Annotated in this window: 18 protein-coding genes and 3 pseudogenes; 10 read left to right on the top strand and 11 right to left on the bottom strand. The window is 72.6% G+C overall.

Translation table 11 applies throughout. The features are described 5' to 3' along the window. Window positions 1-127: 127 nt before the first annotated feature. Window positions 128-856: pseudogene (locus WBG99_RS29585) on the top strand (hypothetical protein); the annotation flags it as partial. 197 nt (window positions 857-1,053) lie between these two features. On the opposite strand, the gene mycP reads toward WBG99_RS29585, so the two are convergent. Then, window positions 1,054-2,232 (bottom strand): type VII secretion-associated serine protease mycosin, encoded by a 1,179-nt coding sequence (gene mycP / locus WBG99_RS29580; protein WP_338900525.1) that lies wholly within the window; start codon window positions 2,230-2,232, stop codon window positions 1,054-1,056. A gap of 89 nt (window positions 2,233-2,321) precedes the next feature. Next, a complete protein-coding gene (locus tag WBG99_RS29575; RefSeq protein WP_338899221.1) occupies window positions 2,322-3,146 on the bottom strand; it encodes a hypothetical protein in 825 nt (274 codons plus the stop codon). 2,002 nt (window positions 3,147-5,148) lie between these two features. On the opposite strand from WBG99_RS29575, the gene WBG99_RS29570 reads away from it, so the two are divergent. Beyond that, the gene (locus WBG99_RS29570) at window positions 5,149-6,351 is read left to right on the top strand and encodes an amino acid deaminase/aldolase (protein WP_338899220.1); all 1,203 of its coding nucleotides are present in this window, start codon (window positions 5,149-5,151) and stop codon (window positions 6,349-6,351) included. A gap of 19 nt (window positions 6,352-6,370) precedes the next feature. Here the strand turns inward: WBG99_RS29570 and WBG99_RS29565 are convergent, their stop codons facing one another. From WBG99_RS29565 to WBG99_RS29550, 4 genes are read right to left on the bottom strand one after another with little or no spacing between them, the layout of a single operon-like run. Then, window positions 6,371-7,294 (bottom strand): DUF2510 domain-containing protein, encoded by a 924-nt coding sequence (locus WBG99_RS29565; protein ID WP_338899219.1) that lies wholly within the window; start codon window positions 7,292-7,294, stop codon window positions 6,371-6,373. 44 nt (window positions 7,295-7,338) lie between these two features. Beyond that, window positions 7,339-8,130 carry a 3-oxoacyl-ACP reductase gene (locus tag WBG99_RS29560; protein ID WP_338899218.1) on the bottom strand — a complete coding sequence of 264 codons (792 nt, stop codon included), beginning with the start codon at window positions 8,128-8,130 and terminating at the stop codon, window positions 7,339-7,341. Beyond that, window positions 8,127-9,521, bottom strand: coding sequence for an aldehyde dehydrogenase family protein (locus WBG99_RS29555; RefSeq protein WP_338899217.1), 1,395 nt, complete (start codon window positions 9,519-9,521; stop codon window positions 8,127-8,129). Before WBG99_RS29555 ends, WBG99_RS29560 begins: the two co-directional genes overlap by 4 nt. 45 nt (window positions 9,522-9,566) lie before the next feature. After that, window positions 9,567-10,925 carry a glutamine synthetase family protein gene (locus WBG99_RS29550; protein WP_338899216.1) on the bottom strand — a complete coding sequence of 453 codons (1,359 nt, stop codon included), beginning with the start codon at window positions 10,923-10,925 and terminating at the stop codon, window positions 9,567-9,569. A gap of 85 nt (window positions 10,926-11,010) precedes the next feature. Here WBG99_RS29550 and WBG99_RS29545 point away from each other — a divergent pair, with 85 nt between their 5' ends. From WBG99_RS29545 to WBG99_RS29535, 3 genes are all read left to right on the top strand, one after another. Next, window positions 11,011-11,757 carry an FCD domain-containing protein gene (locus WBG99_RS29545; protein ID WP_338899215.1) on the top strand — a complete coding sequence of 249 codons (747 nt, stop codon included), beginning with the start codon at window positions 11,011-11,013 and terminating at the stop codon, window positions 11,755-11,757. Between the two features lie 138 nt (window positions 11,758-11,895). Then, a complete protein-coding gene (gene eat / locus WBG99_RS29540; RefSeq protein ID WP_338899214.1) occupies window positions 11,896-13,335 on the top strand; it encodes an ethanolamine permease in 1,440 nt (479 codons plus the stop codon). A 29-nt stretch (window positions 13,336-13,364) separates the two neighbouring features. Continuing rightward, window positions 13,365-14,045: a gamma-glutamyl-gamma-aminobutyrate hydrolase family protein gene (locus tag WBG99_RS29535; protein WP_338899213.1), complete on the top strand. Its 681-nt coding sequence runs from the start codon at window positions 13,365-13,367 to the stop codon at window positions 14,043-14,045. Window positions 14,046-14,208: 163 nt separating this feature from the next. On the opposite strand, the gene WBG99_RS29530 is transcribed toward WBG99_RS29535, so the two are convergent. Next, window positions 14,209-15,138, bottom strand: coding sequence for a LysR family transcriptional regulator (locus WBG99_RS29530; RefSeq protein WP_338899212.1), 930 nt, complete (start codon window positions 15,136-15,138; stop codon window positions 14,209-14,211). A gap of 192 nt (window positions 15,139-15,330) precedes the next feature. Then, window positions 15,331-15,912 (bottom strand): XRE family transcriptional regulator, encoded by a 582-nt coding sequence (locus tag WBG99_RS29525; RefSeq protein ID WP_338899211.1) that lies wholly within the window; start codon window positions 15,910-15,912, stop codon window positions 15,331-15,333. Between the two features lie 555 nt (window positions 15,913-16,467). Here WBG99_RS29525 and WBG99_RS29520 point away from each other — a divergent pair. Both WBG99_RS29520 and WBG99_RS29515 read left to right on the top strand, forming a co-directional pair. Then, a pseudogene (locus tag WBG99_RS29520) lies at window positions 16,468-17,399 on the top strand (5'-3' exonuclease). A 176-nt stretch (window positions 17,400-17,575) separates the two neighbouring features. Further along, window positions 17,576-18,420, top strand: a pseudogene (locus tag WBG99_RS29515) (siderophore-interacting protein). A 268-nt stretch (window positions 18,421-18,688) separates the two neighbouring features. Here WBG99_RS29515 and WBG99_RS29510 read toward each other — a convergent pair. Then, window positions 18,689-19,027, bottom strand: a complete 339-nt coding sequence (locus tag WBG99_RS29510; RefSeq protein WP_338899210.1) for a YciI family protein — start codon at window positions 19,025-19,027, stop codon at window positions 18,689-18,691. 18 nt (window positions 19,028-19,045) lie between these two features. Between WBG99_RS29510 and WBG99_RS29505 the strand changes: the two genes are divergently transcribed. After that, entirely contained in the window at window positions 19,046-19,387 is a 342-nt protein-coding gene (locus tag WBG99_RS29505; protein ID WP_338899209.1) for a hypothetical protein, read from the top strand. Here WBG99_RS29505 and WBG99_RS29500 read toward each other — a convergent pair. Beyond that, window positions 19,382-20,206, bottom strand: coding sequence for an N-formylglutamate amidohydrolase (locus WBG99_RS29500; RefSeq protein ID WP_338899208.1), 825 nt, complete (start codon window positions 20,204-20,206; stop codon window positions 19,382-19,384). The genes WBG99_RS29505 and WBG99_RS29500 overlap by 6 nt on opposite strands. Window positions 20,207-20,877: 671 nt before the next feature. On the opposite strand from WBG99_RS29500, the gene WBG99_RS29495 reads away from it, so the two are divergent. Both WBG99_RS29495 and WBG99_RS29490 read left to right on the top strand, forming a co-directional pair. Continuing rightward, window positions 20,878-21,963, top strand: a complete 1,086-nt coding sequence (locus WBG99_RS29495; protein ID WP_338899207.1) for a hypothetical protein — start codon at window positions 20,878-20,880, stop codon at window positions 21,961-21,963. A gap of 46 nt (window positions 21,964-22,009) precedes the next feature. Continuing rightward, window positions 22,010-22,951, top strand: a complete 942-nt coding sequence (locus WBG99_RS29490) for an RluA family pseudouridine synthase (protein WP_338899205.1) — start codon at window positions 22,010-22,012, stop codon at window positions 22,949-22,951. Between the two features lie 18 nt (window positions 22,952-22,969). On the opposite strand, the gene WBG99_RS29485 is transcribed toward WBG99_RS29490, so the two are convergent. After that, window positions 22,970-24,445, bottom strand: coding sequence for a cytochrome P450 (locus WBG99_RS29485; RefSeq protein WP_338899204.1), 1,476 nt, complete (start codon window positions 24,443-24,445; stop codon window positions 22,970-22,972). Window positions 24,446-24,552: the final 107 nt, after the last annotated feature.

Raw genomic sequence — 24,552 nt, 5'->3', positions numbered from 1 at the left:
GGGGACGTCGGGGGATCCCGCCGGGCCGGAGAACGTGACACCGCCCACGCGTGCGCGTCGCGCCGGCCGCTCGGCGTCCCCGTGGGCGGCACGGCCGCCGGGGCGGTGTACATGAGGGCCCGGGCCCATGGCGGCGAGAGCTCCCGCCGTATCGTCGTGGGCGTCATCGTCCAGAGCGCCCCCGGCCCCCGCTGTCACCGCGCCGGGGGCGGACGCGGTCGCGGTCGCTGAGGAGGCTTCGGTGGAACCTGCGGCGGCTCCCGAGGTGGGCCACGACCAGGTGCTGTCGGCAGCCCTGGCGGACCTGACCGTCGAGGAGGGGGCGGCGGTGTCCGTGGCCGTGCTCGACATGGCGTCCGGGGGCTCGGCCGGGTATGGGGGCGACCGGTTCGACACGGCCAGCATCGTGAAGGTGAACATCCTGGCCGCCCTGCTGCTCCAGGCGCAGGACGCGGGCCGGCAGCTCACCGCGCGGGAGCGGGCGTACGCCTCCGCGATGATCCGCGACAGCGACAACGCCTCCGCGACGGCCCTGTGGAAGGCCATCGGGCAGGCGGCCGGCCTCGACGCCGCGAACGGGCGGCTCGGACTGACGGACACCGAGGGCGGCGAAGGCGCGTACTGGGGTCTGACGCAGACCACGGCCGCCGATCAACTCGTTCTGCTCCGGCACGTGTTCGGGAACGACGACGCGGCCGAGCTGAGTGCGGTCTCGCGGGCGTACGGCCAGGAGCTGATGGGACAGATCGCCGAAGGGCAGGACTGGGGTGTCTCGGCGGCTGCGTCGGGCGGGTCCTCGGGGTCCCGGTTCGCTCTGAAGAACGGGTGGTTGCCGCGTACCGCCACGGGCCTGTGGGTCGTCAACAGCATCGGCCGGGTCACGGCGGACGGGCGGGACTTCCTGGTCGCGGTGGTGTCGAACGGCAACACCGCGAAGCAGAGGGGGATCGCGCTGGTGGAGGCGGCGGCTCGGGCGGCCGTCGCGGTGTCGGGGGAGCGGGGGATGCCGGGGGTGCCACGGCCGGGGCGGGCGCGGCCAGGACCTCGTGAGCGTCAGACGGCGTACTCGTCGGGCCGGTTGCGACCGCGTCCGCGCCAGACCACCACCGCGGTGACCAGCAGGCCCACGCCGAGGCCGCCCGCGGCGGGCGCGGTCCAGGCGGAGGCCGGGTCGTCCTCCTCCACCCGGTCCGGGCCGGAGCCGAAGTACTGGCGGCCGTACGACGCCGGTCTGAGGTCGCCGGGGGTGAGGCCGCCGCCCTCCTCGATGGCGGCGGCCGGGTCGACGAAGCCGAAGCCACGGGAGTCGTCACGGCCACCGACGGGGGTGTCGCGGGCGGTGTCCTCCAGGAGGCGTTTGACCTGGGCGGGGGTCAGGCCCGGGTAGGCGGCCTTGATGAGGGCGGCTGCGCCGGAGACGAAGGCCGCGGCGGCGCTGGTGCCCCAGCCCTCGTAGTACTTGCGGTCCGGGTCGGCGATGACCACGTCGACGCCGGGGGCGCTGACGGTGGCGTACCAGCGGCGGGTGGAGAACGGGGCGCGGGTGCCGTCCTCGTCGACGGCGGTCACCGCGATCACGCCCGGGTAGGCCGCCGGGTACGAGATGTGGTCGCCCTTCTCACCGCCGTTGCCTGCCGAGGCGACGACGATCGAGCCCTTCTTGAGGGCGTACTGGACGGCGGCGTCCTCCGAGGGTTCGGGGTGGGCGGACTCGGAGTCGTCGCCGAGGGAGAGGTTGATGACGTCGACGCCCTGGTCGGCGGCCCAGCGGATGCCTTCGGCGAGTGCGTTGCCACGGGTGCTGCGGGCCCTGGAGCGGGCGGAGTCGCCGTCTTCGAGGATGACGCGGACGGGGAGGATCTTCGCCTCGGGGGCGATGCCGAGGACGCCGTCGGCGTTGTTCACCCCGTGCCCGTGGCCGGCGATGATCCCGGCCATGGCGGTGCCGTGTCGGGCCCAGGAGCGGTCGCCGCGCGACGCCCCGAAGCCGACCATGTCCTTCGTCGGCAGGACGTTGCCGACGAGGTCGGGGTGTTCGTCGTCGACGCCCGTGTCGAGGACCGCGACGGTGATGCCCGCGCCCTTGGTGGTGCGCCAGGCCTCCCACGTGTGCATCGCGTCCAGCGCCCACTGCTGGCCCCGGATGCCGTCGGCGTGCGCGGCGGTGGACGGCAGGAGTGCCAGGGAGGCGGCCAGGGGGACGCTGAGGAGGCCGAGGCGCAGGGCGCGCAGGGGGCGCCGCCGGCCGGGGGCGGATGTCGCGGCGGCCCCGGCCGGCACGGTTTTCGCCGCGCTCCCGGCGGTATCGGTTCTCTCGGCTCTCACGAGGGCTGCTCCGTGGCGGACGCGGCGGTCTTGCGCAGACCGCGTTCGATGCGGTCGGCGAGGCCCTTCGCCTCGTGGCCGAGGCCGGACTGGGCGGGGGCCGTGGTGGCGCCGGACCGCATCGCGTCCGCGGCGGACTGCGGTTCGGTGACGGTACGGCCGTCGGCGAAGCCGGAGACGGCGTAGACGACGACGGGGACGTCGGTGAGGACGGAGATCGTCCAGGAGGCGCGCTGGCCGTCGCCGAAGCCCGCGGCGACGGTGTCCTCGGCCGCGTACGGGCGGGGCATCAGGTCGGTACGGCGGTCGAGGCCTTCCTTCTCGAAGCGGGTCCTGAGGGCGGCCATGGCGGCGGCGTCGGCCTTGGTGAACATCAGGCCGACGGTGGTGATGTTGCTGCGGGTCGCGTCGGTGTAGGTGGCGCGCAGCAGCCGCAGGCAGCCGACGGGGCCGAGAGCCTGGCGCAGCAGGGGGTCGAAGGCGTCGGCGCAGCCGCTGTCGGGTGCGACGGCGACGCGGGTCCAGGTGCGGTCGGTGCCGCCGGGTCCGGCGCCCTCGCCCTGGACGGTGGGCGGGAACAGTTCGTCCACGGGTACGCCGTGCCACAGCTGACCGGCCGCCGCGAAGTGGTCGCGGGAGCCGTCCGAGCCGGAGCCCCCGGTGAGCCAACTCCCCGCCACCGCACCGCCGATGAGGCCGACGCCCAGCACCACGCACGCGGCCACGGCCGCCGCACGGGCTCGGGAGGGCCTCGGCCCGCGCCGCCCGTCGTGCGACTCCGGCGGCGTCCACGGCGATGTGTCCGGCTCCGCGAACGACACGAAGGGCCGCCCGGAAGCCGCTCCGAGCGCGGCGTCGACCGCCTCGGCGGACCGCCGCGAGGGACCCGACGGAGGCTGCCAGCCACCGGGCCACTCCGGCGTGAGGGGGCGCGGTCGGGGGTCGGCTCGGGGGTGGCCTCCTCGGGCAGCGGCCGGCGCGGCGCCGCCGCCGGAGGGCGTACGGCACCGCTGGACGCCGCCACGCCGGTACGGGGCGCCGACGCCGGGGGATGCCCGGGCGAGAGGGGCGGTGTGCCGCCTGCGGTGGTGCCGGACGGGCGTGGCTGCTTGCCGTCGCCGGTGAGGCGGGGTGGGCGGCCGGGGGCCCCGGTGCCCGGGGGCTGGATGTCCCCCGCGCGTCGCCCGGCGTCGCACACCGGGGGCGGGGCGTCCGGGAAGCGCGCGGAGGCCGGAGGCGGGGCCCCGTCCGGGAAACCGGAGGCCGACGGGGTGCCCGGGAAGCCCGCCGTACTCTCGGGCGAGGTGTCCGAGAAGGGCTCCGACGTCTCAGGCGGGGTGCCCGGGAAGCGCGCCGAATTCTTGTGCGGGGCACCTGAGAAGGGCTCCGAAGCTTTCGGTAGGGCGTCCGGGAAACGGGCCGAGGCCGCCGGGGGCGGCGGGGTGGCGGAGGCACCGCCCTTCTGACCGGCGGTTCGCCGGAAGTCGGAGAAGCGCGGATACTCGACACGCCGCTGGGCGCCACCATCCGAGGCGGGCTCGCGGCCGGGCCCGCGTCCGGCGCCCGAGCCGGGATCCTGCCCGGCGGCCGGACCGGAGCCCCGTACGGAGCCCTGCCCGGCGCCCGGACCGGGACCCTGACCTGCGGCCGAGCCGGAAACCCGTACGGGACCCTGCCCGGCAGTCTGCCGGGATTCGCCCGAGGCGCCTTGCCCGGCCCTCGGGCCGAGACCACGTGCGGGGCCCTGCCGGCCGGCCGCCTGCCCGGAACCGTCCGAGAAGCCATCCCCGGTCCTCGGGCCGAAACCACCGGCGGGGCCCAGTCCGGCCGCCCCCCGGGGCCGGGCGAAGAACCTCCCTCGGCCGCCGAGCCCGAACCGCGTGCGGGACCCGGCCCAGGCGCCTGCCTGGAGCCGTACGAGAAGCCATCCCCACCCGCCGCGTCCGAACCGTGTACCGGGCCCGGCCCAGCCACCCGCCCGGGGTGGTGCCAGGGGTTCTGTTCGGCCGTCGGGGCGGAGCCGGGTGTGCGGGTGGGCGGGGAGGCGACCCGGTTGCCGGGACTCTGGCTGTTCTGGGGCGTGTTCGTCGTGTCGCGGGCGTACGGACGGCGCTGCGCGTCCGCCGCGCCCGGGTGCCGTGCGTCCTGGGGCGCTGGCGGCGCGGTGGGGCGGGGTGGGGTGGTGGGCCGGGCGGGTACGCCCGCCGTCGGCGGGCGCTGCGGAGGGCGCGGCACGGCCGGCCCGCCCCCGGTCGAGGGCGCGCGTTCCGGAGGGGGCGGCGGAACCGGCGCGCTCCACACCGGCCCGGAGCCGAGCGGAGGCAGCGGTCCCGGCGTACCCCCGGTGGACGGTCGCGTCCCTGAAGCACTTCCAGCGGACGATCGCGGCCCCGGCACGTCCGCGCCGGACGCACGCGCACCCGGCGGCGTCCTGTCACCCGCCCCGGGTTCCCGTGACGGCGGCTGCGTCGAGGGCTGAGCCGGGGCGCCCGGTGTCGCGGGACCCGACGCCGGGGACGAGAAGTCGTGGTCCGGCGGTATGGGCGGGCGTGGAGAGTGGGAGGCGCGGCGCGCTTCCGTGCTCATGCTCCCCCCGTTTCCTCGTACCCGGAGCCGTCGTGGGTTTCGCCCCGCCGACGGTCGGCCGACGCCACGGGCAAGCCATACCCGTGGCAGCGGATCGGCATCCCCGTCGAGGTCGCCCCTGCGTGCGCGCAACTCTACGGGTTGGCCCGGGGCGAACGGGAACCAGTCCGAGGGACCGTGGCTTCTGCCCGGAACGTCCCCCTACCCTGCGGTAATCATGTCTGGCAGGCTTCGTTCATGACTGCGCGCGCCGCCGACCGGGCCCGGTACGACCGGGCCACAGCTCACCTCGACGCACCTCTCGCGATCGTCGACCTCGACGCCTTCGACGCGAACGCCGACGACCTCCTCCGCAGGGCCGGCGGCAAGCCGATCCGCGTCGCGAGCAAGTCCGTTCGCTGCCGGGCTCTGCTGGAGAGGGCCCTGGCCCGTGAGGGCTTCCGGGGCATCATGTCGTTCACCCTCGCCGAGTCCCTGTGGCTGGTGCGTTCCGGGTTCGAGGACATCCTTCTCGCGTACCCGTCGGCCGACCACGAGGCCTTCGCCGAACTGGCGGGCGACCCCAAGCTCGCCGGCGCCGTGACCGTCATGGTCGACGACCCCGCCCAGCTCCAGCTGATCGACAACTCCCGGCGGGGCGGCACCGAAGTGGTGCGCGTCTGCCTGGAGTTGGACACCTCGCTGAAGCTCCTCGGCGGGCGCGTGCGCGTCGGCGCCCGGCGTTCCCCGCTGCACTCACCCACCCAGATCGCCGACATGGCCCGGTCCGTCGCCGAGCGCCCGGGATTCAAACTGGTCGGGGTCATGGCGTACGAGGGCCACATCGCCGGTGTGGGCGACTCGGTGGCCGGGCGGCCCGTGCGTTCGCGTGCCGTGCGGCTGATGCAGGCCAGCGCGAAGAAGGAACTGGCCGCGCGGCGGGCCGAGGTCGTGCGCGCGGTACGGCACGTGGCACCGGACCTGGAGTTCGTCAACGGCGGCGGCACGGGCAGTGTGCAGCACACGGCGGCGGAGGACGCGGTCACCGAGATCGGTGCCGGGTCGGGTCTCTACGTGCCTCGGCTGTTCGACAACTACACCTCGTTCAGCGGGCGTCCGGCCGCGCTGTTCGCCATGCCCGTCGTGCGGCGTCCGGGGGTCGGGGTCGTCACGGTCCTGGGCGGCGGTTACCCGGCCTCCGGCGCGCCCGGCCCCGACCGGCTGCCCGTGCCGTATCTGCCCGAAGGGCTGAAGTACGACCCGCAGGAGGGCCCCGGCGAGGTGCAGACCCCGCTGCTCGGCGCGCCCGCGGACGACCTGCTGCTCGGCGACAAGGTGTGGTTCCGGCACGCCAAGGCCGGTGAGCTGTGCGAGCGGTTCGACGTGCTGCACCTGGTGGAGGGCGACGAGGTGACGGCGACCGTGCCGACGTACCGCGGCGAGGGCCACACGTTCCTGTGACTCGGGCGCCCTCCCGGGCTCACGACGGCCCGAGACCGCTGCCCACTCCCCCGCCCGTGTCGGCGCCGCCCACCGGCCGGACGCCCTTGACGATCTCGTCGATGTCGCCGATGGGCGGGCCCTCGTCGCCCGCGTCGAGGGCGAACCGGACGAGGACCAGGGCCTCGGAGCCGCTGCTGGACGGGAAGACCAGGGACTGGACGTAACCGCCGGGTCCGGCGCCGGTCGTCACCCGCCAGCGCACGTAGTACCCGGCGCGGCCCGCGACGGCGACCGAGCCGGAGCCGACGACCTCGTGGCCGGTGACGCCGTTGTACGGCTGCCGGTCCAGCACGTCGCGGTCGTAGGCGTCGTTCGCCGCGTCCTCGATGTCGTTCTCGGCGAGGACCTTCGGGGAGGTCTCGTCGCTGCCCGTGACGGTCCGGGAGACGACGATTCCGCTGCGGCACACGCCGCCGTCGCCGGGACAGTCGTTCGTGCCGTCCGTGACCAGGACGGCGTCGTCCTCGTAGGATCCGTCGCCCTCGATCCAGCCGTCGAGGATCGGGAAGGTGATGCCGTTGAGGTCGTCCACGACGACGGTCGGGTCGCCGCTGGGGGAGGCGGTGGCGGACTTTGTGGGGGACGGGCTGTCGCCGCCGTCGCTGTCGGAGGTCGGGGACGTCGTCGCCGCCCGCGTCTTCCGGCCTTTGTCGCCGCCCTCGCCGAGCAGGAGGACGCCGCCCGTGACCGCCCCGGCGACCAGGACGGCCCCGGCGACGGCCAGCGCGACGGCCTTGGTGCGCCCGGGTCTCCCGCCCGCGGGCGGCTGGGGCTGCGCCACCGGCGGTAGCGGCTGCTCCGGCTGGCGCCGGTGATCGGTCCACGCGGTCCCGTCCCACCAGCGTTCGGTGAGCGGGTAGGACGGGTCGCGGTACCAGCCGGGCGGCGGCGAACTGCTCATCCCGGCACTCTAATCACACCATCTGTGCCGGTGTTCTCCATGTCCTAGAGCGGGGTGACGTACGCGCCCGAAATACCGCCGTCGACCAGGAAGTCGGTGGCGTTCACGAAGGACGAGTCGTCGCTGGCGAGAAACGCCACCGCCGCCGCGATCTCGGTGGCCTCCGCGAACCGTCCGACCGGGATGTGGACGAGCCGGCGCGCGGCCCGCTCCGGGTCCTTGGCGAACAGTTCCTGGAGGAGCGGGGTGTTGACCGGCCCCGGGCAGAGCGCGTTGACGCGGATGCCGTCACGCGCGAACTGCACGCCCAGCTCGCGCGACATCGCGAGCACACCGCCCTTGGAGGCCGTGTAGGAGATCTGGGAGGTCGCCGCGCCCATACGGGCCACGAAGGACGCGGTGTTGATGATCGAGCCCTTGCCCTGTTGCCGCATGTAGGGGATCGCGGCCTTGCAGCACAGGTACACGGAGGTGAGGTTGACCTCCTGGACACGCTTCCAGGCCTCCAGGCCGGTCTCCAGGATGGAGTCGTCGTCGGGCGGCGAGATGCCCGCGTTGTTGAAGGCGATGTCGACGCTGCCGTAGGTGTCGTACGCGGTCTTGAAGAGCGCCTCGACCTGCTCGGCGTCGGTGACGTCGACCTTCACGAAGATCCCGTCGAGCTCCTCGGCGACCGCCTTGCCGCGCGTCTCGTCCACGTCGCCGCAGACGACGTGGGCACCCTCGGAGGCGAGCCGGCGCGCGGCGGCGAGACCGATGCCGCTGCCGGCGCCGGTGATGACGGCGGTCCGGCCGACCAGTCGGCGGCAGATGCTTTCCGAGATCTCTGAGGTCACTGTGCGGGGCCTTCCGTGCTGATGAAGACGTTCTTGGTTTCGGTGAAGGCGGTCAGGGCGTCCGGGCCCAGCTCGCGGCCGATGCCGGACTGCTTGAAGCCGCCGAAGGGAGTCCAGTAGCGGACGCTGGCGTGGGAGTTGACGGACAGGTTGCCCGCGCGGACGGCCTGGGAGACGCGCAGCGCGCGGCCGACGTCCCTCGTCCAGATGGAGCCGGAGAGGCCGTAGGGCGTGTCGTTGGCGAGCCGGATCGCGTCGGCCTCGTCGTCGAAGGGGAAAACGACGGCGACCGGGCCGAAGACCTCCTCGGCGGCCACGCGCGCGTGGGGCTCGACGCCGGTGAGGACGGTAGGCGGGAACCAGAAGCCGGGGCCCTCGGGGGCCTTGCCGCGGATGCCGGGGGCGTCATCGTCGACGTACGAACGGACGCGGTCGAGCTGGACCTTGGAGATCAGCGGGCCCATCTGGGTGGCCTCGTCGGCCGGGTCGCCGACGCGGACGGACTCGATGCCGGGGGCGAGGAGATCGAGGAAGCGGTCGTAGGCGGAGCGCTGGACGAGGATGCGGGTGCGAGCGCAGCAGTCCTGGCCGGAGTTGTCGAGGAAGGACATGGGGGCGGCTGCCGCGGCGGCCTCCAGGTCGGAGTCGGCGAAGACGATGTTGGGGCTCTTGCCCCCGAGTTCGAGGGTGACGCGCTTGAGCAGCGCCGAGCCCTTCGCCAGCACCTGTTTGCCCACGGCCGTCGACCCGGTGAAGACGATCTTCGCAACGCCGGGGTGCTCGACGAGGGCGTCGCCGGCGACGGGGCCGTGGCCGGGCAGCACCTGGAACAGGCCCTCCGGCAGCCCCGCCTCGCGGGCCAGGTCCGCGAGGCGGAGGGCGGTGAGCGGGGTGGCCTCGGCGGGCTTGAGGATCACCGCGTTGCCGGCCGCGAGCGCGGGGGCGACACCCCATGCGGCGATGGGCATGGGGAAGTTCCAGGGAGCGATCACGCCCACGACGCCGAGGGGTTCGAGGAGGGTGACGTTGAGGCCGCCGGCCACCGGGATCTGGTGTCCGGTGAGCCGCTCCACGCCGCCCGCCGCGTAGTCGAGCAGGTCCCGGACGTTGCCGGCCTCCCAGCGGGCGTTGCCGATGGTGTGCCCGGCCTCGCGGACCTCCAGGAGGGCCAGCTCCTCGATGTGCTCGTCCACGGTCACGGCGAAGCGGCGCAGCAGCCGGGCCCGGTCGGCGGGGGCCGTGGCGGCCCACCGCCGCTGGGACTTCGCCGCCCGGACGACGGCCGCGTCGACGTCCGCCGCGGTGGCGGCCGGGACGGTGGCGACGACCTCCTCGGTGGCGGGGTTCAGTACCTGGAGCTGCTGCTCGTACTGCTGGGACTGCTCGGACAAGACAGGACCTCTCACAGCGGGTGAATCACCGACGTGCTCGGTGCATCACAGACGTTCGAAGGAACGGCGCAGCTCCCAGTCGGTCACGGCGGCGTCGAAGGCGGCGAGCTCGACACGGGCCATGTTGCGGTAGTGCGCGACGACCTCGTCGCCGAAGGCGGCCTTGGCGATCGGGCTGTTCTCCCACAGCTCGGCGGCCTCGCGCAGGGTGGTCGGCACCTGGGCGTAGTCAGTGGTGTACGCGTTGCCCTCGCACGCCTCCGGCAGCTCCAGCTCGTGCTCGACGCCGTACAGCCCGGCCGCGACGAGCCCGGCGACGGCGAGGTGCGGGTTGACGTCACCGCCGGGGAGCCGGTTCTCGAAGCGCAGGGAGCGGCCGTGGCCGACGACCCTGAGCGCGCACGTGCGGTTGTCGTGGCCCCAGGCGACGGCGGTCGGCGCGAAGGAGCCCGGCTGGAACCGCTTGTACGAGTTGATGTTGGGCGCGTACAGCAGCGAGAAGTCGCGGAGCGCGGCGAGCTGTCCGGCGAGGAAGTGCCGCATGACCGGCGACATGTCGTGGCCGTCGGCCATGGCGTTGTCGCCGTCGGCGTCCGCGAGCGAGAGGTGGATGTGGCAGGAGTTGCCCTCGCGCTCGTTGTACTTGGCCATGAAGGTGAGCGAGACGCCCTCCTGGGCGGCGATCTCCTTGGCGCCGGTCTTGTAGACGGCGTGCTGGTCGCAGGTGACCAGCGCCTCGTCGTACTTGAAGACGATCTCGTGCTGCCCGGGGTTGCACTCGCCCTTGGCGGACTCGACGGTCAGGCCGGCCGCCGTCATGTCGTTGCGGATCCGCCGGAGCAGGGGCTCGATGCGGCCCGTCCCGAGGACCGAGTAGTCGATGTTGTACTGGTTGGCCGGGGTGAGGCCCTGGTAGCCCGCGTCCCAGGCCTGCTCGTAGGTGTCCTTGAAGACGATGAACTCGAGTTCGGTGCCGACGTTGGCCGTGTAGCCCCGTTCGGCGAGGCGCTCCAGCTGGCGGCGGAGGATCTGGCGGGGCGCGGCGACGACCGGTGAGCCGTCGTTCCAGGCCAGGTCGGCGATGAGCATCGCCGTGCCCGCGTTCCACGGCACCCGGCGCAGAGTGCTCAAATCCGGCCGCATGGCGAAGTCGCCGTAGCCGCGCTCCCAGGAGGACATCGCGTAGCCGTCGACGGTGTTCATCTCGGTGTCGACGGCGAGCAGGTAGTTGCAGCCCTCGGTGCCGTGGGCAAGCACCTCGTCGAGGAAGAAACGCGCGGCGAACCGCTTGCCCTGGAGACGCCCTTGCATGTCGGGGAAGGCCAGGACGACAGTGTCGATCTCACCGCCCGCGACGAGGGCGTGCAGCTCCTCGACGGCGAGCGGGGGTGTGCGGTCTGCCACGGGAAAGCCTCCTAGGGGCTTCTCGGCCATCCGGGAGCCATAAGGTATTACCGGTAACCATTAGTTGGGAAGGGGGAACGACCACATGTCGCGGACAGGCGCGGAGCAGCGGGCTCCCTGGGCCGACGACCGGCTGGCCTCCGTGCTGCGGCCGGTGCGGGCGGGCAACGGCTTCGAGGAGGCCCTGGAGCAGATCCTGCAGGTCGTACGGCTCGGTCTGGTGCCCGGCGGCGAGCGGCTGCCGGCCGAGCGGGAGCTGGCCGAGCGGCTGGGGATCAGCCGGGTGACGCTGCGCGAGGTGCTGAAGGTCCTGCAGGACCAGGGTCTGGTCGAGGCGCGGCGGGGGCGGTACGGCGGAACGTTCGTGCTGCCGCGCACCGAGACCTTCGGCGAGGAGGAGCTGCGCCGCCGCCTGGAGGACATCGACGTCGAGGACACGCTGCGCTTCCGTGAGGTGCTGGAGGTGGGCGCGGCCGGTCTGTGCGCGGCGCACGGCCTGACCGACGAGCAGGCCGACCGGCTGCGTGCGGCCCTGGCCCGGACGCACAACGCGCCGCTCACGGAGTACCGCCGGCTGGACACCCTGCTGCACCTCACCGTCGCCGAGCTGTCCGGCTCCCCGTCGCTCGCCGCCCAGTACGCGGCCGTACGGGCGCGGGTCAACGACCTGCTCGACTGCATCCCGCTGCTGGTGCGGAACCTGGAGCACTCCCAGCAGCAGCACACGGCCCTGGTGGAGGCCGTGCTCGACGAGGACGCCGAAGCGGCGCGGGAGATCATGCGCGAGCACTGCGCGGGCACGGCGGCCCTGCTGCGCGGCTTCCTGGGGTGAGCCCGGCCCCCTGGGCGGGCGCGGATCTCGCGCGCGGGTTCGGTGCGTATTTACGGGCGCTTAACGCACGGGTATTGCTTTCCGGCCACCAACCCCACAAAGGTATGCATCCATTCCTTTGAGTGGGGAGATTGCGCCATGTCCCTGAAATCCACGGGCACGACCGATGCGGCGGACGACTACCTGGAGCGCAGAACGCTGCGCCGGGGCAGCGCCGGCTGGGTCCTGCTGACCGGCCTCGGCGTCGCCTACGTCGTCTCCGGCGACTACTCCGGCTGGAACTTCGGTCTGGCGGAGGGCGGCTTCGGCGGCCTGGGCATCGCCATGGTCCTCATGGGCACGATGTACGCCTGCATGGTGTTCGCCCTCGCCGAGCTGTCCTCCATCCTGCCCACGGCGGGTGGCGGCTACGGCTTCGCGCGCCGGGCGCTCGGCCCGTGGGGCGGCTTCCTGACCGGCACGGCGATCCTGATCGAGTACGTGCTCGCGCCCGCCGCGATCGTCATCTTCATCGGTGACTACGTCGAGTCGCTGGGCCTGTTCGGTCTGGAGTCCGGCTGGCCGGTGTATCTGGTCTGCTTCGCGATCTTCATCGGCATCCATCTGTGGGGCGTGGGCGAGGCGCTGCGCTTCAGCTTCGTCGTCACCGCCGTGGCGGTGGTGGCCCTGGTCGTGTTCGCCCTGGCCGCGCTCCCCGACTTCAGCGCCTCGTCGCTCGACGACATCCCGGTGGACGCCTCCGCCTTCGGCGCGAGTTCCTGGCTGCCCATGGGTCTGCTCGGCATCTGGGCGGCGTTCCCCTTCGGTATGTGGTTCTTCCTGGGCGTGGAGGGTGTGCCGCTCGCCGCCGAGGAGACCAGGGACCCGGCCCGTACGCTGCCGCGGGCGATCCGCTGGTCCATGGCCATCCTCGTGGTCCTGGCCGTGGTCACCTTCTTCACCGCGGCGGGAGCGCGTGGCTCGGCCGCCATCCAGGAGGCCGGCAATCCACTGGTCGCGGCGCTCCAGCCGGACGGCAAGGCCACGGTCCTGAGCCGGATCGTGAACTACGCGGGCCTGGCGGGCCTGGTGGCGTCGTTCTTCTCCCTCATCTACGCGGGCTCCCGCCAGTTGTTCGCCCTGTCCCGCGCCGGCTATCTGCCCCGTTTCCTGTCGCTCACCAGTCGCCGCAAGAGCCCGTACCTGGGCCTGCTGGTCCCCGGCACCATCGGCTTCGCGCTGGCGGCGGCCACCGGTGACGGTGCCCGCATGCTGAACGTCGCCGTCTTCGGCGCCACGATCAGCTACGCGCTGATGTCCCTGTCGCACATCGTGCTGCGGCGCCGCGAGCCCGGTCTGGAACGGCCGTACCGCACGCCCGGTGGAGCGCTGACCTCCTCGGTCGCCCTCGTCCTCGCCTGTGCGGCGCTGGTGGCGACGTTCCTGGTGGACGTGACGGCGGCGGTCATCGCGCTCGTGGTGTACGCGGTGGCGGTGGCGTACTTCGGCTTCTACAGCCGCAGGCATCTGGTGGCGAAGGCCCCGGAGGAGGAGTTCGCGGCGCTGGCGGCGGCCGAGGCAGAGTTGGCACGGGACTGAATGTTCCGTTCCATGAGTGAGGAGCACGGGTGACCAGGCCGCTGATCGGTGTGAGTACGTATCTGGAGTCCGGCGCGCGCTGGGGCGTCTGGGAGCTGGAGGCGGCCCTGCTGCCGGTCGGCTACCCCCGGCTCGTGCAGGCGGCGGGCGGGCTCGCGGCGATGCTCCCGCCGGACGACCCGGCGTACGCGCCGGAGGCCGTCGCCCGGCTCGACGGCCTGGTGATCGCGGGCGGGCCGGACGTCGACCCGTCCCGCTACGGCGCCGAGCGCGAGCCGCGCACCGGTCCCCCGTCGGCGGCGCGTGACGCGTGGGAGCTGGCCCTGATCCACGCGGCGCTGGACTCCGGCACGCCGCTGCTCGGCATCTGCCGGGGCATGCAACTGCTGAACGTCGCCCTCGGCGGCACGCTGGTCCAGCACCTCGACGACCACGTCGTCGAGGTGGGCGTCTTCGGCCGCCACCCGGTCAAGCCGGTACCGGGGACGCGGTACGCGGACGTCGCCCCCGAGGAGGCCGATGTGCCCACGTACCACCACCAGGCGGTCGACCGGCTCGGCGGGGGCCTGCTGCCGTCGGCGTACGCGGCGGACGGCACGGTGGAGGCCATCGAGCTGCCCGACCCCGCGTGGGTGTTGGGCGTTCAGTGGCACCCCGAGATGGGCACGGACGTACGGGTGATGCGCGCGCTCACGGAAGCGGCGTCCTGAGCCGGTCGGGGCTTTCGGGGGCGCTGGGAACTGCCCGACAGGCCACGACGCACTCGCGGTCGGCGAACGGGGGCCGAAAACCCGCAGCCGCCGGGTAGGGGCGAAGCGGCAGCGCCCCCTGGGGGCGACGGGCAGGTACGGCGGCGCGGGCGGGGTACGGATGTCAGCGGCCGGGGGCGGACGCGCCCCGCGTCAGGCCCAGGAGATCGCGCGCAGGCCCGGCGGGCCGGTGTCCCGTCGGCCAGACCGCCCGTAGGGCCCGGCGCAGGCGGACCCCGTCCACGGGGACGCGGACGAGGCGGCGGGCGGAGACTTCCTCGCCGACGGCGAGCTCACTGAGGACGGCGGGCCCGGCCCCGCTGAGCGCGGAGGACTTGACCGCCGTGGTGGAGGAGAGCTCGATGAGGGGCCGGGCCAGACCGCCGAGCGCCGTCTCCAGGACCTGGCGGGTACCGGACCCCTTCTCGCGGAGGATCAGCGGCGTGGAGGCCAGCTCCGCCGCGTCCAGGGGCTTGCGGCGGCGGGCCCACGGGTGGCTGGGGGCCGTGACCACGATCAGGTGGTCGTGGGCTATCACGGCCGCGTCCAGCCCGGCCGGAACGGTCGGCCCCTCGACGAACCCGAGGTCGGCCTCGTCCGTGAGCAGGCGTTCCGCGACGACCGTCGAATTGCCCGCGAGCAGCGACACCGCCGTGTCCGGGCGCTCCGCGCGCAGCGCGATGAGCCAGCCGGGCAGCAGGTACTCGGCGATGGTCATGCTGGCGGCGACCCGGAGCCGGGAGTCGCGCCGGTCCCGCAGCGCCTGCGCGCCCACGTCGAACGCCTCGGCCGCCTCCACGATGCGCCGGGCCCAGTCCGTGACGAGCGCGCCGGCGTCCGTGAGCCGGGACCCGCGCGGCGAACGGTCGACCAGCGCCACACCCAGTTGCCGTTCCATCGACCGGATCCGGCTGCTCGCGGCCGGCTGAGTGATCCCCAGCTCTCGCGCCGCCCGCCCGAGCGAGCCCAGTCGCGCGACGGCCAGCAGCAGTTCGAGCGCCCCCAGATCCGGCACCCGATGGGCCAGCCCGCCCCGCTGCTCACTCTCGCTCATAACCCCAGCTTATGTCCCCATACGATCGGACTCCCGGTGGGGGCCGCGCGTCGGCGGGACGGTCCAACCATGGTCACCACGGTACGTCCGGCGCGTCGGGTTCCAGCCCGTCCAGCCCGTCGAGCCCCTCCAGCCCTTCCAGTCCGTCGGGCCCGCCCCGCTCTCCGCCGGACGCCGACCGGCAGGCGAACGTCAGGCGCCCTGGCGGTGGCGGTCCTCCAGGGCCTCGATGTGGTCCGCGACGGCGACCACGAGCACCCGGGTGTCGGGCTCGGTGGCCCGCCACCGGTGCCGTACGCCACCGGACATGTAGAGCGTGTCGCCGCGTCCCAGGCGGTGGGCGCGGCCCTCGGCCTCGACCTCGATCGCACCGTCGACGACGTACATCAGCTCGTCGTTGCGGTGCTGGACCTCGCGGCCCTCGTCGTGGTCGCCGGTGAACTCCATGGCGTGCAACTGGTGGTGACCACGTACCACGGAGCGCGAGCGGGAGTCGGGGGGTGTGAAACCGTCGTCGTCGGCGGCCCGCACGACGTCGACGCTGCACGCCGGGTCGGCCGCGGCGAGCAGTTCGACGGCGGTGGTGCCGAGCGCGTCGGCGATGCGCTCCAGGGAGGGCCTGCTGGGGCGGGCCCGCTCGTTCTCCACCTGGCTCAGAAAGGGCACCGACAGGCCGCTGCGCTCGGCCACGACGGCGAGGGTGAGCTGAAGTGCCCGGCGCCGCCGCCGGACGGCCGCGCCCACCCGCAGGGGCTGGTCTTTGTGGTCGCCCATAGCTCCGGCTCCCTCCTTCGCTCGTCGCTCGGCTCACGGACGCGTACTGACTCGGCTTCTGCACGCCTTGCTGATCCGGCTACTGATCCGGTTACGGATTCCGACCCGTCCGGCACTCATCGGGCGCACTTCTCCCTGATGAGTTCTCTGCACCCTACGCATGTTCGGCAAACCGTTTCACGTGCCCGCCACATCTCCACACACTCGCAGGGGGCCGGGCCCACCGTTCTCGCCAGTGGCACAGCCGTCCCACCTCCTCCTTCGCGCCCCTTCGCCCGCGTGTAGACGCCCGCCCCGCCCGGAGCCGGCGACGGGCTTGTCCCGTTTTCTCCGCATGCCAGTACGCAATCACCTCGCCCGTTCGGAGAGAACAGCACGCAGTGCCGGAAGACCGTGCTGATGCCGTCCGCACGGACCTCGTACGACTCGCGCGGCAGTGTGCGGTTGACGGAGCCGGAGGCCCATGACGACGAAGGTCCGGCCCGGACCGGCGCCGCTCGGGGACCGTGCCTGCCCCCACCGGGTCGGGAAAGCCGCCTGTCGGTGCCGTACGGCATGATGCGGGCGTGACCCGACGCCTGATGCTCCTCGACACCGCCTCGCTGTACTTCCGCGCCTATTTCGGCGTGCCGGAATCCGTGAAGGCCCCGGACGGCACCCCGGTGAACGCCGTGCGCGGGCTCCTCGAATTCATCGACCGCCTGGCCCGGGACCACCGACCGACGGACCTGGTGGCGTGCATGGACGCGGACTGGCGACCGCAGTGGCGGGTCGACCTGATCCCCTCCTACAAGGCGCACCGCGTCGCCGAGGAGCACGCGGCCGGACCGGACGAGGAGGAGGTGCCGGACACCCTGTCGCCACAGGTGCCGGTCATCGAGGAGGTTCTGGACGCGCTGGGCATCGCACGCGTGGGCGTCGCCGGGTACGAGGCGGACGACGTCATCGGCACCTTCACGGCCCGCGCGAAGACCCCGGTCGACATCGTCACCGGCGACCGCGACCTGTATCAGCTGGTCGACGACGGGCGCGGGGTGCGGGTGCTGTATCCGCTGAAGGGCGTGGGCACGCTGCAGCTCACCGATGAGGCGTGGCTGCGCGGGAAGTACGGGGTGGACGGGCGGGGGTACGCGGACCTGGCCCTGCTGCGCGGCGACCCGAGCGACGGCCTGCCGGGTGTGCCGGGCATCGGCGAGAAGACGGCGGCGAAGCTGCTCGACCAGTTCGGCGACCTGGCCGGGATCATGGCCGCGGTCGACGACCCGGCGGCGAAACTCACTCCGTCGCAGCGCAAGAGGCTTGACGAGGCGCGACCCTATCTCGCGGTCGCCCCCACGGTCGTCCGGGTGGCGGCCGACGTACCCTTGCCGGACGTCGACACGGCTCTGCCGCGCGAACCGCGGGACCCGGCGGCACTGGAGGCGCTCGCGACGCGCTGGGGTCTCGGCGGATCGCTGCGACGGCTGCTCACGACGCTTCAGGCGTGAGGCGGGCGCCTCTGCGGACGGGGCGTACGCCGGAGGGGTGGGGTGACACGTCGAGAGCGAGGGTTCTGAGGTGCGATTCACACCCTGAAGTCCTCGCACACGCCTCACACGTGGGGTGTTCATCAGGGAGAGATGCTAACTTAGGTAAGCCTTAGCTAGGTGATTGGGAGGCCGTCATGGCAGAGCGTCCGGTACGCAGGACCCCGAAGCCCCACTCCGCGCGAGTCGTCCGCACGGAGCGACTCACCCCGCGCATGCAGCGGGTCGTCCTCGGTGGCGACGGCCTCGCCGAGTTCTCCCCGCGCGGCAGCACCGACCATTACGTGAAGCTCCTGTTCGGCCCCGAGGGTGTGACCTACCCGGAGCCCTTCGACCTGGAGCGGGTCCGTGCGGAGTTCCCCGGGACCAGTGGCCGGTGACCCGGACGTACACCGTGCGCGCCTGGGACCCCGAACTGCGCGAGCTGACCATCGACTTCGTGCTCCATGGCGACGAGGGCCTCGCCGGCCCCTGGGCCACCCGCGTCCAGCCGGGCGAACTGATCCGTTTCCTGGGGCCCGGCGGTGCCTACGCGCCCAGCCCGGAGGCCGACTGGCATCTCCTCGTCGGCGACGAGAGCGCCCTGCCCGCGATCGGCGCCTCCCTCGAAGCCCTGCCCGACGGCGCCCGGGCCCACGCGATCGTCGAGGTCGCCGGACCCGAGGAGGAACAGAAGATCAACTCCGATGTGGAGGTCGTCTGGCTGCACCGTGGGGACCGTCCCGTCGGCGCCGCACTCGTCGAGGCCGTACGCGCGCTTCGCTTCCCCGAGGGCCGACTGCAGGCGTTCGTCCACGGCGAGGCGGGCTTCGTGAAGGAGCTGCGCCGCCTGTTGCGCGTCGAACTCGCCATCCCGCGCGAGGACTTGTCGGTCTCCGGCTACTGGCGTCTCGGTCACGACGAGGACGGCTGGCAGGCGGCGAAGAAGCAGTGGAACGCGCGCGTGGAAGCGGAGCAGGAGGGCGTGTCCACCAAGGCGTGACCCAAGTGCCCCGCCATGGCCACCGGCGACCGGGCTCCGTCCTCCACGGGACAAAGCCCGGCTCACCGGATCCCGTCGACCTGCCGACGCAGGTTCCGCGCCGGACGACCGCACCCTGCGACCGGCAGCAACGCCTCGACCACCGCCCACGCCTGGTCCGTCAGATCATGCCGCCCAAACCGCGTCGCCCACAGGCCCGCAGCATGGCGAACCCGCAGGTCACAAGCCACTTCCGAACCAGGCCCCAACCGCTGCGGGTCGTCTTCGATCAGACGGTCGGGTCGGGCATGATCTCCCGGACCTCTTGCCCACAGCGGCACGCGGCAGCGATCTTGGCAGCCCACTTCAGCGCGTCCTCACGTGAGGGCACATCGATGATCGAGAACCCGCCGAGTACCGCCTTGGTCTCCGGGTACGGGCCGTTGGTGACGGTCCCGTCGGTGGCCACGACGCTCGCCTGCTGCCTTTCCAGGCCACCACCGAAGACCCACACACCGGCGTCCTGAGCCTCACGCACCACCTCGTGCGAGGCCTCGGCCACCTCGGGCAACTCCTCCTCGGGGAAGGCCATCGCGCCGTCATCGAACGAGATCAGGTACCGCGTCATACATGGCTCCCTTGGTCGTTGGCCTTCTTCGGCCGCCTCTCACCCTACGACGAGCGTCTGCTGGTCCACAGGGCGCCAAGATGGCATGAGCATGTCGCCAACGTCCTGCCCACACCGGCCTCCTCCGGCGACGGCCTGGCCGGAGGCGGATGCCAAGGAATCGTGCGGCCGGGCTCCGGCCATCACTCCCGCTTCGTGTCCCTGCGCCGGCACATCGGCATGCTGCTCCTCGCGCAGGGGCACGCCGAAGAGGCCCGGCTGCTGCTCGCACCGCTCCACCACGACCTGGAGGCGGGTGTGCAGCAGGGGCGCGACGCGGCGCGCTCCCGCGTCACCCGGTGCGGAGTTCGGGTGTCATGACCGTGGCGCGGTGGTCACCACGTCCACCAGGCGGGCCAGCGCGTCCGCGAGTTCCCCCAACCCCGTTCCCGCCGGGCCGCCCGGTTCCGTCATGTAGACGTCCCGCCGGATCTCGATCATCAGGGCGGTCACTCGTGGATCGTGCCCGTAGTACTTCAGCGGGACGTACGCGCCCCCGAACGGGCTGTCGACGCCGGTGCCGCCGAAACCGGCGAACGCGTCCTCGGCGGCGGCCTGCAGGTCGGCCGGGGTGTGGAAGGGGTCACTGCCCAGGCAGACGGGCGGGCGGGGGCCGTCGCCGTGGAGTTCGTAGGGCAGGGGATGGGTCGGGTAGGAGTGGACGTCGAGGACCACGGCCCGGCCGACGGTCTCCAGGCGGTGCGTCACGGCGTCGGTCATCGCGGCGGCGTACGGGTGGAAGTAGCGGTCGAGCAGCGGCTGTCCGCCGAGGGGGCGGCCGTCGTCGGTGGCGGGACGGAGGGCCTCCCGGTGCGTGGTGCGGGTGTAGACCGCGCCCATGCCGACGGCCAGCATCTCCTCCCGCTCGTCCGGGAACCGCTCGGGGTCCACGACCAGTCGCGACAGCTGGTTGACGAACCGCCAGGGCCGCGTGGCCGACCGGTCGGCCGCCGCCTCGGCGATCCGGTCCGTGTGCGCGTCCGTGATGTGGTCCAACTCCCGCTCCAGCGCGGCGTCGTCGAGGACGATCCCGGCCCGTACGGCCGCCGGCAGTGCTCGTGAGCCGTGCGGCACGTGCAGGAGCACGGGTGAGTCCGGCGCGCCCGGGATGAGCTGGTGGGAGGGCGGCGCGTCGTTCATCCGGGGTTCCTCGCTGTCGGGTTGTCGGGTTGTCCGAGGCCGCTCAGCATAGGGTCGGCGGCACGCGCCGGACCGTGCCCGCCGCCGGCACCGACGAGGCCGGCGACCGAAGGCGCTCCAGTTCCGGCACCGCCGACTCAATAGCGCCCCAGGACGGCCGCCTCACCGTGCTCCCGTGTCTCTCCGGCCACCGCCAGCCACCGGCAGCCCCGATCTGCGAACAATCGCGATCGAAGCACCGGACATCTCCAGTCATCGCGGGTATCATTCATGAACAATTTTCAACTAAATTCGCCCCCTGATGTGCCGCAGTACGCTCGCCGTACGCCCCTTCACGGCGAACGGTGTCGCGCGCACGCTGGCATGTGCAGCCAGAAGTGGGGTTTCTCGCGGAGGCTCGGGCTATGGCATCAGGTGGCGTAGAGGGCGTGACAGTGACCCCGGACATGCTCGCGTGGAAGGGCTCTGCGCAGGAGGCCCTGAAGCGGCTGTCAGGTACACGGGGCGTTCAGGAACTGCTTCATCTTTCGCACGATTTCTGGTGCGGACCGGAATGTGAGCGCAGCACGTCCTGCACGTTTCTGCATTACCAGCGGAACCCGGTCAAGCATGTCCGCCCTTCGGCCACGAGGTCGCGCTACAACAAGCAGACCGCTCACCTGTACGGCGTTATGGGAGCGGACGGGTACACGGGTCCGGTCGCCCAATACCACCAGGTGAACGTGTGGCCCTTACTGGAAAAGGTCATCGAGCGCTGGGACGCGGTGGGGGAGCGACGGGGCAGGATTCCCGAACACTACTCGGACTGGACGAAGAAGCATGACGCCCAAGCCGCCGACACCGTGGCGCGCGCATGTCGCGACACCATCCAGTGGATGGCCTGTTGGTGCGGCGAGGACTACGGCGCGGATCCGCTGGGGCTGCACTACATAGCCTTTGCCACCGTCATCGACGACATCTGCTTACCCCCGTTCGACCTGGTCGACGGCCGCTTCCGCATGTACGGCCGGTCCGTGCCGGACCTGATGCGGGCGATGGACACGGCCGGCTGGGGGCGTGACGCGGTCCACGCGCTGCTGTCGCTGGTCCGGCAGTCCGTCTTCCAGTACGCGGAGAAGATGGACTTTTGCCCCGGGGACGAACACGTCGGTCTCCAGGCAGCCCTGAACAATTCGCCCAACATGTGGGACGGGGCCCTGTTCCGGGGCAACACCGGAAACGCCTACGGGACCGCCATCATGGTGGCCCGGAGCAGCGCGACGGGCCCGGTGTCCTTCCCCTGGCTCATGGACAGCGCGATCTGCGACTGCCTCTCCATGGATCTGTGCAAGTCCGCACTGGGCATCTACTCGACGGACGACCATCAGCCGACGTCGGGCACATACCGGGCGGACGAGCGGAAGGCCAGCTACCGGTCGATCTATCTCGATCTCATAGACGACCTGGTCTTCACCGGTGCGCCCGAGCCATTGGTGCACTTCGGCCGCAGCGGGTTCCTCTTCGTGCAGATCCAGGACCGTTACCAGGAACGCCGGCAGGGAAGGCGGTTCCCGCTGGCTCCGCCGATGGTCCGCGAACTGGAGCGGCTCTTCGGCCCGGTGCCGACGGACGCGTGGCTCGAGGAGGCGTTCACCGCGGCCAACCGGACCCGGCTCGCCGAGTCGTGCGGTCACCCTCTCACGCAGGACGTCGAGCATCCTGACCGCCTCCACCCGAGCGGGCGCCAGGAGACGCGGGCGACGAGGCTCCCCGCCTGACCGGGCGACCAGGGCCGCTGCCGGGCCGCTCGTATGCTTGATCGTGATGAGACGCCGCACTCCGCCCCCGCCCTCTCCCCTGCCGCAGCGCGACGGGGTGGATCCGGTGCGGGTGCGGTTGCCGGCCGGGGACGCGTGGGCGACCGTGCGGGATCATCTCGTGGCGCGGCTCGCGGCCGGGGCGGGGGTCATCGACGGCATGCTCGACGCGGGGCTCATCGTGGACGGCGCCGGACGTCCGGTGCCACGGGACATGGGGTACGCGCCGGGCATGTTCGTGTGGTTCCACCGGGAGCTGCCCGACGAGGAGCGGGTGCCTTTCGGGATCGGCATCCTCTACCGGGACGAGCACGTGGTGGTGGCCGACAAACCGCACTTCCTGGCCACCACCCCACGCGGCAGCCATGTCGCCGAGACGGCCCTGGCCCGGCTGCGGAGAGAGCTGGGCATCCCGACACTCGGCGCGGCACACCGGCTGGACCGGCTCACGGCCGGGCTGGTGCTGTTCACCGTGCGGCCCGATGAACGCGGGGCGTACCAGTCGCTGTTCCGGGACAGACGGGTTCTGAAGGAATACGAGGCCGTGGCGCCCCACGACCCCCGGCTGGAGCTGCCCCGCACCGTGCGCAGCCGGATCGTCAAGGAACGCGGCGTGCTGACGGCCCGTGAGGTCGAGGGTGAACCCAATGCCGTCAGCCGGGTCGAGCTGTTGGAGCACCGCAGCGGGCTGGCCCGGTACCGGCTGCTGCCGAGTACCGGGCAGACCCACCAACTGCGCGTACACATGAGCGGGTTGGGGGTTGCCATCCTCGGCGATCCCCTGTACCCGGTGGTCAATGCCCCCGTGCCGGCCGGTGACTTCCGGCGACCGCTGCAACTGCTGGCGCGGAGCCTGGAGTTCACCGATCCGGTCACGGGGCGCGAGCACCGCTTCGAAAGCCAGCGTGTCCTGCGGGCCTGGTCGTCGTACGAGGCGTGGGCCGAGTAGCCCCCCTGCCCGGTCGGCTCAGTTGCCGCCGAACCAGCGCACCAGGCGCCGGAACACGCCTGGCCGACGGTCCGGTACGGGCGCCGGGGCGGGCTCGTCGGCCTGTACAGCGGGTTCCGGGGAGGTGGGCTGTGGCTGCTGCGGCGGGCCGCCCCGCCGGTTGTTCGGGTTCTGCGGCGTCATCGGCCTGACGGCGGGCGGCTGCATGACGTCCTGCTGCTCCTTCGGCGCGAACGTCACCGGCAGTTCCACCAGGTGCCGGTTGGAGATGGACGACCGCCAGCGCAGCTCGTGCTCCGCACAGGCGAGTTGGACGTCCGGAACACGGGTCAGCAGCGCGTCGACGCCGACGTCGGCGATGGCGCGGCCGATGTCCTGGCCGGGGCACTCGTGGGGGCCGCCGCTGAAGGCGAGGTGCGAGCGGTTGCCCTGCATGTTGGCCGTGAGGTCGGGGCGGAGGCGGGGGTCGACGTTGCCGGGTGCGATGCCGAGGAGGAGCCCGTCGCCCTTGCGGATGCGCTGGCCACCCAGCTCGGTCTCCTGCTTGGCGAAGTAGGCGAAGACGGTGCTGAACGGCGGTTCGTCCCACAGGGACTGCTCGACCGCCTCGGGCACCGTCATCTGGCCGCCCTTCAGCTGGGCGCGGAAGCCGGGGTCGGTGAGCACCACGCGCAGCACGTTGGCGAGGAGGTTGGCGGTGGCCTCGTAGGCGGCGAGGAGCACCACACGCAGGTGTTCCCTCACCTCGTCGTCGGTGAGCCCGGCGGGGTGGGTGATGAGGTGGCTGGCGAAGTCCTCCTCGGGCTGGGCGCGGCGGCGGGCGGTGAGCCGGTCGAGTGCTTCCACGACGTAGGCGTGGCTGACGAGAGCGGTCTCGCTGCCCTTCAGGCAGTCACGGGCGGCGTGCACCATCCGGTCGCCGTACTCCTCGGGCATGCCGAGGATCTCGCACATCACCGCCATCGGCAGGTGCTCGGCGAACTGTCCGACCAGGTCGGCGCTGCCGTCCTCGCAGAACTTGTTGACGAGGTGCTGGGTGGCGCGGTTGATGTAGCGGCGGATGCCCCGGTAGTCGATGGTCGACATGGCGCCGGTGACCGCGCCGCGCAGCCGCAGGTGTTCGTCGCCCTCGGCGTGGGCGCAGATGGGCTGCCAGGCGAAGTGCGGCATGAGCGGGTGGTCGGGCTTGACGGTGCCCTCCCGCATGGGGGTCCACATGCGGGTGTCCTTGCAGTACTGCGAGGGGCTGCTCACCATGTGCAGGTTCTCGCCGTGGCCGAGCACCACCCAGATCGGCACGTCGTCGTGGAGCAGTGCGGGGGCGACCGCCCCGTGCTCCGCCCGCAGTTTCTCGTACACGGCTCCCAGGTCCTCCGCCTCGGGGCCGTACAGCCGGCGCAGCCCGCCGGGGCCCGTGCCGTGGGCGGGGCAACCGGGGGGCGGTCCGAGTGCGGGGTCGTCCGTGCCGGTCGGGGAGTGGGATTCAGGCGTCACGATGATCGCTCCGAACTGAGGTGGATCCGGTGTCTGGGGAGTTGCAGGGGCGGCCGGGAGAAGACAGGCGTGCGGGTCGGCACGGCTCCCGGCCGAGGGGCGCGTCC

The organism is Streptomyces sp. TG1A-60, assembly GCF_037201975.1.
GTDB lineage: Bacteria > Actinomycetota > Actinomycetes > Streptomycetales > Streptomycetaceae > Streptomyces.
Note: the sequence above shows the minus strand (reverse complement) of the source record. Positions and strands in the feature narration are given on the sequence as shown.

What these genes read in the sequence shown, in the direction of transcription:
- WBG99_RS29570 (WP_338899220.1), top strand. Translation starts at nt 5,149, where the DNA reads ATGACTGCGCGCGCCGCCGACCGGGCCCGGTACGACCGGGCCACAGCT.
- WBG99_RS29565 (WP_338899219.1), bottom strand. Translation starts at nt 7,294, where the DNA reads ATGAGCAGTTCGCCGCCGCCCGGCTGGTACCGCGACCCGTCCTACCCG.
- WBG99_RS29545 (WP_338899215.1), top strand. Translation starts at nt 11,011, where the DNA reads ATGTCGCGGACAGGCGCGGAGCAGCGGGCTCCCTGGGCCGACGACCGG.
- eat (WP_338899214.1), top strand. Translation starts at nt 11,896, where the DNA reads ATGTCCCTGAAATCCACGGGCACGACCGATGCGGCGGACGACTACCTG.
- WBG99_RS29530 (WP_338899212.1), bottom strand. Translation starts at nt 15,138, where the DNA reads ATGAGCGAGAGTGAGCAGCGGGGCGGGCTGGCCCATCGGGTGCCGGAT.
- WBG99_RS29525 (WP_338899211.1), bottom strand. Translation starts at nt 15,912, where the DNA reads ATGGGCGACCACAAAGACCAGCCCCTGCGGGTGGGCGCGGCCGTCCGG.
- WBG99_RS29510 (WP_338899210.1), bottom strand. Translation starts at nt 19,027, where the DNA reads ATGACGCGGTACCTGATCTCGTTCGATGACGGCGCGATGGCCTTCCCC.
- WBG99_RS29500 (WP_338899208.1), bottom strand. Translation starts at nt 20,206, where the DNA reads ATGAACGACGCGCCGCCCTCCCACCAGCTCATCCCGGGCGCGCCGGAC.
- WBG99_RS29495 (WP_338899207.1), top strand. Translation starts at nt 20,878, where the DNA reads ATGGGAGCGGACGGGTACACGGGTCCGGTCGCCCAATACCACCAGGTG.
- WBG99_RS29490 (WP_338899205.1), top strand. Translation starts at nt 22,010, where the DNA reads ATGAGACGCCGCACTCCGCCCCCGCCCTCTCCCCTGCCGCAGCGCGAC.